Origin of the sequence: Verticiella sediminum (assembly GCF_007558815.1) — a bacterium.
In the GTDB taxonomy this organism is placed as follows: domain Bacteria; phylum Pseudomonadota; class Gammaproteobacteria; order Burkholderiales; family Burkholderiaceae_B; genus Verticiella; species Verticiella sediminum.
The window spans coordinates 14,424-28,834 of the sequence record NZ_VLTJ01000028.1; the positions used below are offsets into that span (position 1 = coordinate 14,424).

Below are 14,411 nucleotides of genomic sequence, written 5' to 3' on the forward strand. Positions count from 1 at the left end.
ATCGTGTCATGCTGAACGTCGTCGTGCTCGCCGCCGGCATGGGCAAGCGCATGAATTCCGCGCTGCCCAAGGTCCTCCACGCGCTCGCCGGGCGCCCCATGCTCAACCACGTGCTCGGCACCGCGCGCGCGCTCGCGCCCCAGCGCATCATCGTCGTCACCGGCCACGGCACCGAACAGGTCGAAGCGGCCTGCGAAGGCCAGCCCGACGTGCAGTGCGTGCTGCAGGCCGAACAGCTCGGCACCGGCCACGCCGTGCTGCAAGCCGTGCCCGCGCTGGCCGATGGCGGCACCACCCTGGTCCTGTATGGCGACGTCCCGCTGGTGCGCGAAGCCACCTTGCGCGCCCTCATCGAGGCCGCCCAGGGCGGTCTGGGCGTGCTCACCGTGCGCATGCCCGATCCCGCCGGCTATGGCCGGATCGTGCGCGACGCCGACGGGCGCGTTGCGCGCATCGTGGAGCACAAGGACGCCAACGCCGCCGAGCTCGCCCTCGACGAAGTCAATACCGGCATCCTGGCCGCGCCGACGGCCGCCCTGCGCGGCTGGCTGGCCCGCCTGGGCAACGACAACGCCCAGGGCGAGTACTACCTGACCGACATCATCGCCATGGCGGTGGCCGACGGCGTCCCCGTGGCGAGCGCCAGCCCGGCCGCCGTATGGGAAACCCTCGGCGTGAACAGCCGCGCGCAACAGGCCGAACTCGAGCGCATCTACCAGCGCCACCAGGCCGACACCCTGCTCGCCGCGGGCGTCACGCTGGCCGACCCGGCGCGCATCGACATCCGCGGCGGCCTGCTGTGCGGCCGCGATGTCAGCATCGACGTCAACTGCGTGTTCGAAGGCGAAGTCGAGCTTGCCGACGGGGTCAGCGTGGGCCCCAACTGCGTCCTGCGCAACGTACGCGTGGGCCCGGGCGCGCAGATCGACGCCTTCAGCCACCTCGACCAGGCCGAAGTGGGCCCTCAGGCGCACGTCGGCCCCTACGCGCGCCTGCGCCCCGGCACCGTCATGGGCGAGCGCAGCCGCGTGGGCAACTTCGTCGAAGTCAAGAACGCCCAACTGGGCGAGGGCACCAAGGTCAACCACCTGAGCTACATCGGCGATGCCACCGTGGGCGCGCGCGTGAACGTGGGCGCCGGCACCATCACCTGCAACTACGACGGGGTCAACAAGCACCACACCACCATCGAGGACGACGCCTTCATCGGCTCGGACACCCAACTGGTGGCCCCCGTGCGCGTCGGCCATGGCGCCACGCTGGGTGCCGGCACCACGCTCACGCGGGATGCGCCGGCCGGCCAGCTCACGATCTCGCGCGCGCAGCAGCGCAGCATCGCCGGCTGGGAGCGGCCGGTGAAGGCGAAGAAGGGCTGAGTCTGGAACCGGCGGCTCCGCGCGACGGGCCGGACGGGCGGTAAGGCAGGCACGGACACGGCTACCGGTTTCGTATCGTGTGAGAGCCCTTGGGAAGGGTCCTCACCGTACCGGCCATGTCTGCGCCCTCGCCTAGGCGACTCTCGGTAATCGTTAGTCGATCGAAACCAAATTCATCACCCTGACGGCCGAACAATTATGAAGATTTTCTTCATTACTATGATTATAAATTAAATTGACAATAATAATCCGCCACGCAGATACTCAAGCATCGCCATATACGGATATCCATGGCGCAACGAATACAAGGCGGAGAAGACAAACGATGGACGGAAAGAACGGGCGTGCTGCGTCGCGCCTTCGGACGAAGATCGAAAGCGGAAAATGTGTCTGGCTGGCCGGCGCGTATGACGCGCTCAGCGCCACGCTCGCTCAACAAGCCGGATTTGAAGGGATATTCACTACCGGGCTCGGAATCTCCGCATCGCACCTCGGCAGGCCCGACATTGAGCTGTACACAATGACGGAAAACCTTGCGGTGACGTCCGCGATAGCCGAAGCGCTACCACATGCGCCGATTATCAGCGATTGCGACACCGGATACGGCGACGTTCGAAACGTCATCAGAACCGTCCGCAACTTCGAAAGGGCCGGCGTGGCAGGCGTCGTGTTGGAGGACCAGGTCAGCCCGAAACGCTGCCCGCTTTTACCTGGCGTGCCGGAACTCAACCCGGTCGATGATGCGGTCGCCAAGATCGAAGCCGCATGTGCTGCAAGGAATCAACCCGAAACCCTGATCATCGCCCGTACTGACGCTCAATCGATGGACGAGTGCATTGCACGCGCGCGGGCCTATGCCGAGGCCGGGGCCGATCTCGTCCAGCCCACGTCCGTATGCGTACAGTCGTTCGACGATCTGCTGCGCCTCAAACGCGAAGTGCCGAAGCCGATATCGCTGATGGTACTGAGCTGGCTGGAAGTCGAACTGGCTCCCGCTCAAATCGAACAAGTAGCGGGCCTTGCCACTTTTCCGCTTGTCGGCCTGTTGAGCACCGTCCGCGCGCTACAGGAAAACTATACGGCACTGGCAGCCCATCACGACGCGGGAAAGCTGCCGCGGGAAAAGGCAAGCCTCAAAGAATTCGAGCATATCTGGGACGACTTCATGGATGCCACTTCCCGGCTCGTCAACACTGGAACCCGCAGTCTCGCAAAGCGCGCACCAGCAGAACAATAAACAGCAGGAGACACAACATGGAAGAGAAATTCTCTGCTTTTCGCAGACACGGTCTTCAATCTCTGCTCGCCCTGGGCCTGACCGGAATGGCCGGCAAGATTGCCTTTGCAGCAAAGGACGATTCTTCTGGATATCCAAGCCGGCCGATCCGATGCATCGTCCCCTTTCCTCCCGGCGGAACCACCGACATCCTCACGCGCCAGATCACTCGTCCGATGAGCGAGCTGCTGGGAGTATCGATCATAGTCGAGAACATCTCGGGTGCAGGCGGCGTCATTGGAACCGCCGCCGCCGCGAGGGCGCCGGCAGATGGCTATACATTGACGGAAGGCAACATTGCGACACATGCGATCAGCGTCATTCTCAATCCGAACGCAGGATATGACCCTGTACGGGACTTCGAACCGATTTCACTCATCGCACACATCCCCAACTACCTCATCGTCAACTCATCGATTGGCGTCGATTCTGTACCGGAGCTCATCGCCTATCTCAGCGACAACCCCGCCATGCGCCAGTATGCATCAGCAGGGGTCGGGACTTCTCCTCATTTGGCCGGCGCGCTTTTCTCCCGGTCGCTGAACATCAAGCTCACCCATGTACCCTATAAGGGATCGACGCCCGCCCTGACGGACATCGCAAGTGGCGTGATCCCGTTCATGTTCGACCAAAAAACGGCCGCTTTGCCGTTTTTCAAATCGGGCAAGGTCAAACTCCTGGCAGTGACGACGGATAGCCGTGTCCCCTTCGACAAAGACCTGCCGACCCTCAGCGAGCAGGGATTCCCCGGGCTGTCCGTCTCCTCCTGGCATGCGCTCTACGCACCGAAGGGCGTCCCTCAGGCTGTGGTGGCGAAGCTCAATTCCTGCGTGCTGCAAGCACTCAGCCAGCCTGAAATCATCAAGCAATTGACCGAACTCTATGGCATGAGGGTGGTCGGCAGCACACCCGACGAATTGAAAGCGCTGACGGAAGCAGAAATCAAGAGGTGGCGGCCGATCCTCGCGGAAAACGAAATAGTGTCGGAATAAGACCAGCAGTTCGTGTCCGTCAAGGCACTTTCATACCGCCCGGCATGTGCGCCGGGTCACAGGTACCGTGGAAGTCACCCGGAATTTCACCGATTCATTTTTCATGTATATAGACAGCATCCCGAACGGCTCCCGTTTTGACTATATCGTGGTCGGAGCCGGTTCGGCCGGCTGCGTGCTGGCGAATCGCTTGAGCGCAAATGGTAAGCACCAGGTACTTGTCATCGAAGCCGGCGACCGGGACAGCCGGTTCAGCTTCCGCCTGCCCCTGATGGTGGCCAACGTGCTCAACGACGACGACGTGACGTGGCCATATGTCACGGTTCCGCAAGGCGGCCTCAACGGCCAGAGCGTGCCCTGGCGTCGTGGCCGGGTCTTGGGCGGATGCAGCTCGATCAACGGCGCAGTTTTCACTCGGGGCGACCCGGTTGAGTATGACCAGTGGGCCGCCATGGGTTGTTCCGGCTGGTCTTACGACGACCTGCTTCCGTACTTCAAGAAACTCGAGGACGCCGATGGCGACAGGAATGTTCGTGGGCGCGGGGGCCCGATCCACTGCACCAGGTTATCGCGCCATCCGGACGTTCTCTCTCGAGCCTTCGTTGACGCGGCAAAGGAAGCCGGCTTTCCAGAGTCCGAAGACTACAACGACGGTGCGCACTATGAGGGTGCCTTTCATCTTCAGTACTCGACCCGGAACGGCTGGAGGGATAGTGCGTCGGTCGCGTACCTGAACCCTGCTGCGAAGCGAGAAAACCTCACGGTTCTGCTGAACGCCAAAGTCACCAGCGTGCTGATGGACGGCGTGACCGCGCAGGGGGTGGAAATCTTGCTGGGAGCCCGCCGCCTTTGCATAAAGGCGAACAAGGAAGTCATCTTGGCTGCAGGGCCACTGGAAACGCCGAAACTTCTGGAGCTTTCCGGGATCGGCAATCCCGATGTGCTTGCACAGTTCGGCATTGCGCCGATTCTGGCCTTGCCTGGCGTCGGGGAAAATCTACGGGACCATCCGAACACGCGGGTGACCTTCAAGTGCTCGAAAGCCGTGACGATCAACGACCTGGTCGCCAGCCCGTTGCGCAAGGTTCAAGCCGGACTGGAATTCCTATTTCGTCGAACGGGCATGCTGAGCATATGTTCGGTGACGGCAGGAATGAACATCAAATCAGCCCCGAATCTTGCGCGCCTTGATCTCGTGATGAGGCTACAACTTCTCTCCGGCATCAACCGATATTCCAGGCAGAAATCCAAAGGCCTGGACGCCCACTCCGGATTCAGCATCAGCACGATGGCAATGTACCCAAAATCTGTCGGATCCGTCCATCTTCAATCCACGGATCCGACAGTGCAGGCGAAAATGGATCCCCGGTATCTTTCACAGGAGGAGGATGTGCTGACGCTTGTGAAGGGGTTGCGTCTTGCCAGGAAACTGACAGAAATGCCGTCGCTCGCGCCCTGGGTGATCGAGGAGACACGCCCAGGCGCCGCATGTTCGAGCGACTACGAAATGATGGAATATGCAAGAAACACCGCAGGGACGAGCTGGCACATGTCGGGCACCTGCAAAATGGGGGCGGACGCGCAGTCCGTGGTCGATTTGGAATGCCGGGTAATTGGAGCCAGCAGGCTACGCGTGGTTGACTCGTCGATATTTCCTTCCTTGCCCTCGCCCAACACCAACATCCCGACCTTTGCTATCGCCGAAAAAGCCGCCGATTTGATTCTGGCCGACAGAGACACCTGATCCACACAAACCGGGAAGACTTGCCCGCCGAGCCCCTGGCATGCCGAATCAACGGCCTGCCTCGCGGCGGGCGCGCCTCGCGCCCGCGCCACCGGGCGGCCCCTGCGGGTGATCCTCAGCCGATTCGGCAGCGGCCGGGGGGTCCGGAAGATCAAGCGACTCCATTGTGATCTCATTGGTGGCGGCTGCCAGCAATTGATTCCAGACCAATTGGGCACCCGCAGACAACGGAGAGTTCTTGCGTTTGATGAGGTATATCGGCCGAAACGCCTTCGGATCACGAATTCGAATTATCTTCACACCAGGTCTCACGCTCAGTGACGCAGCAGTCGCGGGAATGACTCCTATCCCGAAACCTGAGGCCACCAATCCGGCCAGCGTGCCCATATGGGTCACGTGAATGCCGTTCTCTATGGCGCCCACCTCGGCCAACCATGGGTGGATTCTCTGCCACATGCTGCCGCTCGGCAGCATGTGGGTGATCTCACGTCCCGCCAATTCCTTCAGCTCAATCGAAGAATTCGCAGCGAGTTTGTCATCTGCCGGGCAAATGACATACATCCTTTCATTGACCAGCAAGGTCGCATCATATTCGTTCGCATCGCCCGCAACGGAGTTGAGTCCGAAATCGACCGAGGCATTGCGAACCATCGCCAGACAGTCGTTTGAGAACGCATCATGCAGACGAAAGAGAAGGCTTGGATGTTTTTTCTTGATGGCCTCCATCTGTTTCGGCAGCCAGGCGCCGCAAAACGCCGGCGGTGCCGCGATCGCAACGATTCTCGGCTCGCTCCCTGCGATCTCCCGCACCTGGCGCAATGTGGCTCTCACCTCCGCCGTTATTCTGTGAGCGCCGCGAGCGAATACTTCGCCCTCGCGGGTCAGCTCCACAGAGCGCGTACTCCGCTCGAACAAGCGTGCACCCACGACCTCTTCGAGGCGCGCAATCATCTGGCTGAACGCAGAGGCAGTTACGTTGAATTGCTCTGCCGCTATAGAAAACTGTTTCGTCCGCGCCAGCGTCAGGAACGCCTCTATCAGCCTGATGGAAAGGTTTAGATTCGACCCTGATGATAGAAAATCGTCCACCATTCTCGCAATTATTCCAAGGCATACCACATATTCGCCGCCCATTCCGAAATCAAGGTGAGGATCTTCTCGAACCAAACGGGTTTGGACACGTCGGGAGTGTAACCCTCCCAGCCTTGAACATCCGCGTACGGCGCAAGGCGCGATGCGCCTTGGCCATGAGCCTGAATGCCTTGCCTACGCCAGCCGAATCACCGAAGCATCGTCCGAATACAGCCGCTGGACCTCCGCGGCGCGTTGCTCCAGCACCGCCTGCTGGTTCACATAGCCCTTGTCGGTGATCTCGCCCGCATCGATGCTCGGCGGCTCGGCAAGAATCAGTATCCGCGCGGCGCGCTGCGACGAGCCAGCACCCGCGTACAGGGGCGCGAGCCGTGCGCACACAGCCTCGCGCACGGCGGGATGCCCGCTCAGGGCCTCCCCGGTCGCGGTGCCCGCCGTGTCGCCGGCCAAGGCGCGCATGGCCGGCGAGGCGAACAGCAGCAAGCCCACTTCGTCCCGGTCGTGCCCGGCGACCACGGCGTCCTGAGCCAACGGGGCCAGCGCCGACACCGCCTGCAGGCGCAGTTGTCCTACCGACACCCAGGTACCCGACGACAGCTTGAAATCCTCTGCGACGCGGCCGTCGAAGAGCACGCCGGCGGACGGGTCGGCCGGGTCCGCCGGCCGGCCCGCGTCGCCCAGCCGATAGAACCCCTCCTCGTCGAATGCCGCCGCGGTGCGCTCGGGATCATCTCGATATTCCCGAAAGACCGAGACACCCCGCACCCGCAACTCCAGCTTGCCGCGCGCCGGCACGAACTTGAGTTCCAGTCCCGGGGCAGGCACGCCGACATTGCCGGGCTCGGCCAGCGGAAAGTGCGCACTGGTGATCAAGGGGGCGGTCTCGGTCGCCCCCCATGCCGTCGTGAAGAACAATGGCCGGTCGCGATGCGGCGATGCGCAGGCCTCCAGGCGCCGCCAGGCCGAGGCCGGCAGTGCCGCGGCCGCATAGAACAAGGCATCCAGCCGGGCGAATAGCGCCCGCGCCGTGCCGGCGTCCGCCTCCAGGTGCGGCAGCAGCACATCGAAGCCGCGCGGCACGTTGAAGTAGAGCGTGGGGCGCACGTCGCGCAGGTTCTGGACCGTACGCTCGACCAGCTCGGGCGTCGGCCGGCCGTCGTCGATGTAGAGGCTGCCGCCGTTGCGCAGCACCAGGTTGAAATTGTGATTGGCGCCGAACGTGTGGCTCCAGGGCAGCCAGTCGAGCACCACGGGCGGGGCTTCGCCGAGAAAGGGCCAGCACTGCGCAATCATCTGCTGGTTGGCGCACAGCATGCGGTGGGTGTTGACGACCACCTTGGGGCTTCCCGTGGAACCGGACGTCAGGAGCAGCTTGGCAACCGTATCGGGCTCGACGCGGGCGTGCGCCGCCTCCACCGCGTCGCCCGGCGCGCGCTCGCGCAGCGTGTCGAAGGCCAAGCCGCCCACAGGCACGCCGCGCGCATAGACCTGGGGCGCGGCGCAGCCGCTGCCGGCGAGAGCGGGGCCATAGATCTCGCCGTCCTCGGCATACACCAGCGCAGGATCGAGCCGCTGCAGGATGGCGTGGATGCGCGCATGGTCGCGCGTCATCCGTACATACGACGAAGAGACCACAGCCAGCGGACGGCCGACGTACAGCGCGGCCAGTCCGAGCAGGCCCAGGTTCAGGCTGTTGTCCGACACGGCCACGACCGGGCCGTCTCCCGTCCGGCAGTGGGCGAGCAGCCCCTGGGCCAAGCGGCGCACTTCCTCCAGCGCCTCGCCATAGCTGACGCTGCGCCAGCGCCTGGCTGCGCCTGCGCCCACGCGCTCAGCCATGAACATGCGCTCGGGTGTGCGCTGCGCCCAGCGCAGGAGCCAGTCGCCGATGCGCGCATCATACGGGCCTAGCGGCTCGCGAGAACGCAATACGAAGCTGCCGTCCGGACGGTCCTCCCGGGTGATCCGGGGTGTGCCCAGACGAGGCAGCGCGCGTGCCACGCTCAACAATCCGTTCGGCATCGAGCGGCTCAAGGCATGAGTTTCCATTTTCCCTCCTCCACCGTGACGAGTACCCGTCCGTCCTCGCCGTAGGCCGAATGCGCCTCGGGCGCCACGTTGATCACGCCGTGCGAGGCGGCCAGGCCGCGCGTGGCCATGACGGCGTCGCGCAACGCCGTGCGGAACTCGGCCGTGCCCGGCCTGGCCTTCCTGGCGGCCATGGGCACGGCTTCATCCAGGATCAGGTAGGCATCCCAGGCATAGCCCGCGAAAAGATCGCGGGAGCCCGCTCCGTGCCGGGCTTCGTAGCGGCGTACGAAGCTGCCTGCAGCCTCTTTGCTCGGGTGGGCCGCGGGCAGTTGTTCGGCCACCAGCAGCGCGCCCGCAGGGATCACCGCGCCTTCTGCGCTCTTGCCGGCCACGCGCAGAAAATCGTTGTTGGCCACGCCATGCGTCTGATAGATGCGGCCGGCGTAGCCACGGTCCCGCAGCGCGACCATGGGCAGCGCCCCGGGGGTGCCGCTTGCCACCACCAGCACCGCGTCGGGCCGCGTCGCCGCCAGCTTGAGTGTCTGTGCCGTGACGGAACTGTCGGTGCGCGCGTAGCGTTCGACCGCGACCAGCTCGATGCCGGCCTCCTTGGCGCGCGGCCGTACGTCGTTCAACCAGACTTCCCCGTACGAATCGGCGAAGCCGATGAAGCCGAGCGTCTTCACCCCATGTGCCTTCATATCGTCGAACAGGGCAGAAGACATGACGGGAATCGATTGTGGCAGCGAGAGCACCCAGTCGAACACCTCGGGAGCGGGCCGGAATGGGCTCAGCGCGATCTGCAGCGTGCCCGATTCGGCCGCCACCGCCGTCACGGCCAGCGTCGCCGGCGTGGTCGACGAGCCCACGATGGCATCGACCCGGTGCTCCTGCACCAGCCGGCGCGCGTTGCGCGAGGCCGCGCCGGGATCGGTGGCATCGTCCAGGACGACGTAGCGTACCGGCAATCCGCCCAGCGTATCGGGCAGCAGTTCGAACGCGTTGCGCTCGGGAATGCCGAGCGAGGCGCCAGGCCCCGTCGTGGAAAGCGTGAGGCCGATGGTGACGCCGGCCGGCTGGGCGTGGGCCAGCGGCGAGGCCGCTCCCAGGCTGACGAGCGCAGCGGCCATCCAGCCGCGGATATCCAGTTTCATGCCATGTCTCCCTTGGATTTCCATACACATACACATGTGTATGTTTTTTCGCTACGCTAGCACTGGAAGCCAAGCCATGAAAGATAGTTCACGCGTAAAATGCGGGTTTCTCCTAGCATTCCTAGGGAAAACCACATGCACTGGATGAACGGCACTGCGTCCACACCATGCAATACTGTATGGAAATTCGCAGTGATCCGAGATATGTCCGCCACCGCTTCCAAGTCCGCCGGCTCGCGCGGCCCCCTCAGCCGCGACGACTGGGTGGCCGCCGCCACGCACGTACTCGCGCAGAAGAGCATCGATGCCGTGCGCGTCGACGCCTTGTCCCGACAATTGAACGTGACCCGAGGCAGCTTCTACTGGCACTTTCGCAGCCGCACCGAGCTGCTCGACGCAATACTCACCGCCTGGCGCAATGCGGCCACCGAACAGGTCATCGATCGTTTCGAACGCCGCCGCACCAGCCCCGAGGAGCAGATCCGCGATCTGCTCTCGCTGCCGTTTCGCGGCCCATCCGCCCGGCGGGCCGCAGACACCGAGCTGGCGATCCGGGCCTGGGCCAGGCGCGACGCCATGGCGCGCAAGGTAGTCGATGAAGTCGACGCCACCCGCCTGTCATACATCGCGCAATGCTTCACCGCGCTGGGGCTCGAACTGGCCGAAGCCCGGCTGCGCGCCTTCACCCTGTACGGCTACGAAGTCGCCGAATCCCTGCTGGCCGCGCAGGGCAGCGACCGCCAGAAGCGCGAGCGCCGGGCGTTCATGGAGTGGATATTGTTGAACACGCCCGCAGGACGTGCCGGCGGGGCCGACTGACGGCCCGGTAGGCGACGTCCAGGACGCGCATGGCACCGAATGTCTGGACGTTACAACGCAAACAGACTCCCCCAGCGCCGCAGCCCGGCCGTTTCCACGTTCGCCAGGCGCAGCGCCTTCCAGACCACGGTGGCGATGCTGTCGTAGACCGGCACGCCCAGCTCTTCTTCCAGTTCCGCCGCGAAAGTGGCGGCCCGCACATTGGTGCACAGCACCGTGAGCGCTTGCGGACGCGATCCGGCGGGACCGCGCATGACATCATGCGCCATCTCGCGCACCTGCGCCTCGGTCACCTCGGAGAACGAGAAGTTGTCCTGGATGCCCAGGTGGCGCTCGGTGCACGCGATGCCGCTGCGTGCATAATTCGCAACGATGGCCGCCTGCACGTCGGAGCGATAAGGGGTGAGCAGGCCCAGCCGCGTGATGCCGGCCAGTTGCAGGGCCTCGTTCAGCGCCAGGACGGATGTGCAGGCCTTGGCGCCGGTCTCGGCCTCGATGCGTTCGCACAGCCGCTCGTCGGTATCGAAGCCCAGCCAGGACGCGGAAGTGCCGTTCCAGCCGATGACCTCGCAACGTGCGTCCTTCAGCAAAATGGCCGCCGCCAGGATGCCCGTGGGATCGAACTGCCCCAAGGCCTGCTGCGACAGCGAGATCTCCAGTACGCGAAAACGGCTGAAGTGCGTGCTCACGCCGGGCACGTCGGCGACCATGGCCGAGGTCACGGGTTCCAGCGTGGTGTTGGAGGAAGGGGTGAGCATGCCGAGAAGGTGGCGCGTCATGGGAGAATCCGGAATGAGACGAAATGGGCGGGCGCAACGTGCAGTGCGCGCTTATTTGTACTAGAAACACACTATTTTTGTATACACTGAAGCTCATCGATCGGCCTGTTCCCAGCCCATGTCCGTTGCCACCAAACTTCGCCCAGCCGCCCGCTCCACGCCGCCCGTCTCGCGCGACGACATCCATGAGCGCGTCTATCGCGCGATCTCCGAACATCGCCTGCTGCCGGGCACCAAGTTGCCGGAAGAGAAGCTGGCCGAGCTTTTCGACGTGAGCCGCACCCAGGTGCGAGCCGCCCTGCAGCGCCTGGCGGTCGAGCAGCTCGTGACGCTCGTACCCAATCGCGGCGCCTTCGTCGCGACGCCGACGGCCGAGGAAGCCCGCGACGTACTGGCGGTGCGCCGCACACTCGAGCCCTCGGTGGTACAGCGCCTGATCGCGCACATTCGCGCCGGCCGGGCCGGCGATGCCGTCGACCGCCTGCGCACGCTGGTGCTGCAGGAGCGCCAGGCGAACGTGGACGGCGACCGGCCCCGCGCGGTCCGGCTGTCGGGCGAGTTCCACGTCCTGCTCGCCGAGCTGACCGGCAGCAGCCTGCTCGCGCGCATGATGCGCGAACTCACCCCGCTCACCTGCCTGGCGATCCTCACCTTCGACGCGCCGGTCCAGTCGGCCTGCCCCAACGACGACCACATGCTCCTGGTCGAGGCCATCGAGGCCGGCGACACGGCACGCGCCGTGGCCCTCATGGACGAGCACCTGCATCACATCGAGACCGCGCTGCGCCTGGATCGCAACCAGGTGCGCGAAGTGGACCTGGCCGACGTTCTGCTCGGCTGAGCCCTCCCTCCCGCTGTTTCTCCTCCGACATGAGGTAAGCCGGCACGGCTTGCCTGCCGGCCGCAGTCCGTCGCCATGGCGGCGTTTGCGCCGTTCTACGCACGTTCCGCTTCGAACGCCGGTCGCACGCCAGCCGACGGTGCATCGCACATGCACCATCATCGCGCACCCTCCTTTTTACGCCTCTTTTAGGTGCATACACGAAAGCGTGTTTTTGTGTACGTGGTAGATACACCCATTCCGTAATGGCCGGTCGCGGGTGAGAATGGAATCGGATACATTGGCGCGCCATTTTGGATACAAAACTGGCATGGATTCTGCATAAGGTTTGCCAGTGGCCAGCGTGGCCTGCCGTCCCTCCAACCTTTCCGAGGTTTGTCCATGTTCCGTTCCCTCATCAAGCTGTCCCTGGCCCTGGCGGCCGCCCTGCCCTTTGCAAGCCAGGCAGCCGACGAGCCGACGATCAAGTTCGGCTACGCCAAGTGCGCGCACTGCACACCGCTGAGCCTGCTGCCGGAGTACGCCCAGGACGTCAAGATCGAAGCCATCCAGTTCAACACCGGCAACGACGTCATGACCGCCCTGCTCTCCAAGAGCATCGACGTGGCCCAGATCACCTACCTGCACTACGCCACGGCGCTGGATCGCGGCTTCGACATGGTCGCCATCTCGGGCCAGATCAACGGCGGCTCGCAGGTGCTGGTCGGCAACAGCCTGCCGATCCAGGAGAACGACTGGGACAGCCTGAAGGCCGTCATCGCCGACTACAAGGCCCAGGGCAAGCCCTTTCGCGTCGCGGCCTCGCGCGGCAACGCCCAGGACCTGCACATGCGCGGCGCCTTCGCCAAGCAGGGCATCGACGTCAACAAGGATGTGCAGTTCGTGAACATCCCCAATCCGTCCGACCACGTGCAGGCGTTGCGCCGCGGCGAAGTCGAGCTCATCACCTCGGTCGATCCGTTCGCCACGCAGATCCGCCAGGTCGAGGCCGCCAAGTTCTTCACTTATCCCTACGACCAGGCGGCCGGCAAGCTGACCAACCTCATCGTCACCCGCTCGGACGTGGTCAAGAACAACGCCAAGGGCGTCGAAGGGGCGGTCAAGGCCGTCATTGCGGTGAACGACAAGATGGCCGCCGACAAGCCGCTCTTCGTCGAGACCATCCACAATATCACCGGCCTGGACGAGAAGATCGCCGCCGGCGCCGTCGAGAACCTCTACCCCGACTACAAGATGTACCGCGAGTCGGCCGTGGCCATCGGCCAGATGATGCGCGAGCTGAACTACATCAACTCCGATGTGAGCGCCGCCATCGAGAAGAACATGGACTACAGCTTCCTCGAGTCCGCCACCGGCAAGCCCAAGTCCGAACTCGGCGATTGAACCGCCGGCCTGCGCCCCCGCACGGCGGGGCGCAGGCCGTCACCACCGACAACGAGCCCGCCCATGAGCACCGTGCCCGCCCGCTCCTCCAGCATGTCCCAACCTTCCGTGCCCATGGCACGCCGCCTGTACCGCCGGATCGACCGCGCCATCGTGCCGGTCCTGGTCCTGGTCGGCTGGGAGCTTTTCTCCCGCTCGGGCATCCTGCCACCCGCCCTGCTGCCCGCGCCCTCCCAGGTCATCGTCGCCTGGATCGACTGGATCTTCGCGGTCGACGGCAACACGCAGAACTACAGCGGCAAGTGGCTGTCGGACGTGGCCGCCAGCGCGGGCCGCGTGTTCGCGGGCTTCGGCATCGCCACCGCCCTGGGCGTGCTGCTCGGCATGTCGATCGGCTGGTCGCGCGTGGTCGAGAAGCTGATCGAGCCCACCCTGCAGGTGCTGCGCCCGGTACCGCCGGTGTCCTGGATCCCGCTCGCCATCATCTGGTTCGGGATCGCCGACAAGCCCGCCATCTTCCTGGTGTTCCTGGGTTCGTTCTTTCCCATCCTGCTGTCCACCATCCACGGCGTGAAGACGGTCGACCGCAACCTGCTGCGCGCCGGTGCGATGGCCGGCGGCAAGCCCGGCATGCTGCTGCGCCACATCGTCTTCCCGGCGGCGCTGCCGAGCATTTTCTCGGGCCTGCGCATCGCCATCGGGTCGGCCTGGATGCTCACCGTCACGGCCGAGATGGTCGCGGTCAAGAGCGGCGTGGGCTACGTGCTCTGGGATTCGTACTACTTCCTGCGCTATGACATCGTGATCGCGTCCATGGCCACCATCGGCCTGCTCGGCTTCCTGAGCGACTTCGCGATCAAGGCGATCTCCGCCCGCGTGCTGCGCTGGCAGCGCGGTTCCACCCTACAGGCCAAGGAAAGCTGA

Annotated in this window: 12 protein-coding genes; 8 read left to right on the plus strand and 4 right to left on the minus strand. The window is 64.4% G+C overall.

What is annotated here, in order from left to right; genetic code table 11:
- Positions 1 to 8 precede the first annotated feature (8 nt).
- The 4 genes from glmU to FOZ76_RS13820 all read left to right on the plus strand — a co-directional run bounded on the left by glmU (position 9) and on the right by FOZ76_RS13820 (position 5,388).
- Complete coding sequence (gene glmU, locus FOZ76_RS13805; RefSeq protein ID WP_143948859.1) at positions 9 to 1,376, plus strand: bifunctional UDP-N-acetylglucosamine diphosphorylase/glucosamine-1-phosphate N-acetyltransferase GlmU; 1,368 nt, start codon at positions 9 to 11, stop codon at positions 1,374 to 1,376.
- A 325-nt stretch (positions 1,377 to 1,701) separates the two neighbouring features.
- Positions 1,702 to 2,613: an isocitrate lyase/PEP mutase family protein gene (locus FOZ76_RS13810; RefSeq protein ID WP_143948860.1), complete on the plus strand. Its 912-nt coding sequence runs from the start codon at positions 1,702 to 1,704 to the stop codon at positions 2,611 to 2,613.
- 17 nt (positions 2,614 to 2,630) lie between these two features.
- A complete protein-coding gene (locus FOZ76_RS13815) occupies positions 2,631 to 3,644 on the plus strand; it encodes a Bug family tripartite tricarboxylate transporter substrate binding protein (RefSeq protein ID WP_246129503.1) in 1,014 nt (337 codons plus the stop codon).
- 67 nt (positions 3,645 to 3,711) lie between these two features.
- On the plus strand, positions 3,712 to 5,388 hold the full coding sequence (locus tag FOZ76_RS13820) for a GMC family oxidoreductase (RefSeq protein WP_143948861.1): 1,677 nt from the start codon (positions 3,712 to 3,714) through the stop codon (positions 5,386 to 5,388).
- A gap of 48 nt (positions 5,389 to 5,436) precedes the next feature.
- Here FOZ76_RS13820 and FOZ76_RS13825 read toward each other — a convergent pair whose 3' ends face one another.
- The 3 genes from FOZ76_RS13825 to FOZ76_RS13835 form a co-directional block, all read right to left on the minus strand.
- Positions 5,437 to 6,480 (minus strand): LysR family transcriptional regulator, encoded by a 1,044-nt coding sequence (locus tag FOZ76_RS13825; protein ID WP_170235439.1) that lies wholly within the window; start codon positions 6,478 to 6,480, stop codon positions 5,437 to 5,439.
- A 174-nt stretch (positions 6,481 to 6,654) separates the two neighbouring features.
- Positions 6,655 to 8,529 (minus strand): feruloyl-CoA synthase, encoded by a 1,875-nt coding sequence (locus FOZ76_RS13830; RefSeq protein ID WP_246129505.1) that lies wholly within the window; start codon positions 8,527 to 8,529, stop codon positions 6,655 to 6,657.
- Complete coding sequence (locus tag FOZ76_RS13835; RefSeq protein WP_143948863.1) at positions 8,511 to 9,665, minus strand: ABC transporter substrate-binding protein; 1,155 nt, start codon at positions 9,663 to 9,665, stop codon at positions 8,511 to 8,513. The genes FOZ76_RS13830 and FOZ76_RS13835 overlap by 19 nt, the downstream gene beginning before the upstream one ends.
- A gap of 204 nt (positions 9,666 to 9,869) precedes the next feature.
- On the opposite strand from FOZ76_RS13835, the gene FOZ76_RS13840 reads away from it, so the two are divergent.
- Positions 9,870 to 10,484 carry a TetR/AcrR family transcriptional regulator gene (locus FOZ76_RS13840; protein WP_143948864.1) on the plus strand — a complete coding sequence of 205 codons (615 nt, stop codon included), beginning with the start codon at positions 9,870 to 9,872 and terminating at the stop codon, positions 10,482 to 10,484.
- A 50-nt stretch (positions 10,485 to 10,534) separates the two neighbouring features.
- Here FOZ76_RS13840 and FOZ76_RS13845 read toward each other — a convergent pair whose 3' ends face one another.
- Positions 10,535 to 11,263: a maleate cis-trans isomerase family protein gene (locus tag FOZ76_RS13845; protein ID WP_143948865.1), complete on the minus strand. Its 729-nt coding sequence runs from the start codon at positions 11,261 to 11,263 to the stop codon at positions 10,535 to 10,537.
- A 118-nt stretch (positions 11,264 to 11,381) separates the two neighbouring features.
- Between FOZ76_RS13845 and FOZ76_RS13850 the strand changes: the two genes are divergently transcribed.
- The 3 genes from FOZ76_RS13850 (at position 11,382) to FOZ76_RS13860 (ending at position 14,411) form a co-directional block, all read left to right on the plus strand.
- The gene (locus tag FOZ76_RS13850; protein ID WP_143948866.1) at positions 11,382 to 12,104 is read left to right on the plus strand and encodes a GntR family transcriptional regulator; all 723 of its coding nucleotides are present in this window, start codon (positions 11,382 to 11,384) and stop codon (positions 12,102 to 12,104) included.
- 381 nt (positions 12,105 to 12,485) lie between these two features.
- On the plus strand, positions 12,486 to 13,487 hold the full coding sequence (locus tag FOZ76_RS13855; protein ID WP_143948867.1) for an ABC transporter substrate-binding protein: 1,002 nt from the start codon (positions 12,486 to 12,488) through the stop codon (positions 13,485 to 13,487).
- A 114-nt stretch (positions 13,488 to 13,601) separates the two neighbouring features.
- Entirely contained in the window at positions 13,602 to 14,411 is an 810-nt protein-coding gene (locus tag FOZ76_RS13860) for an ABC transporter permease (protein ID WP_143948976.1), read from the plus strand.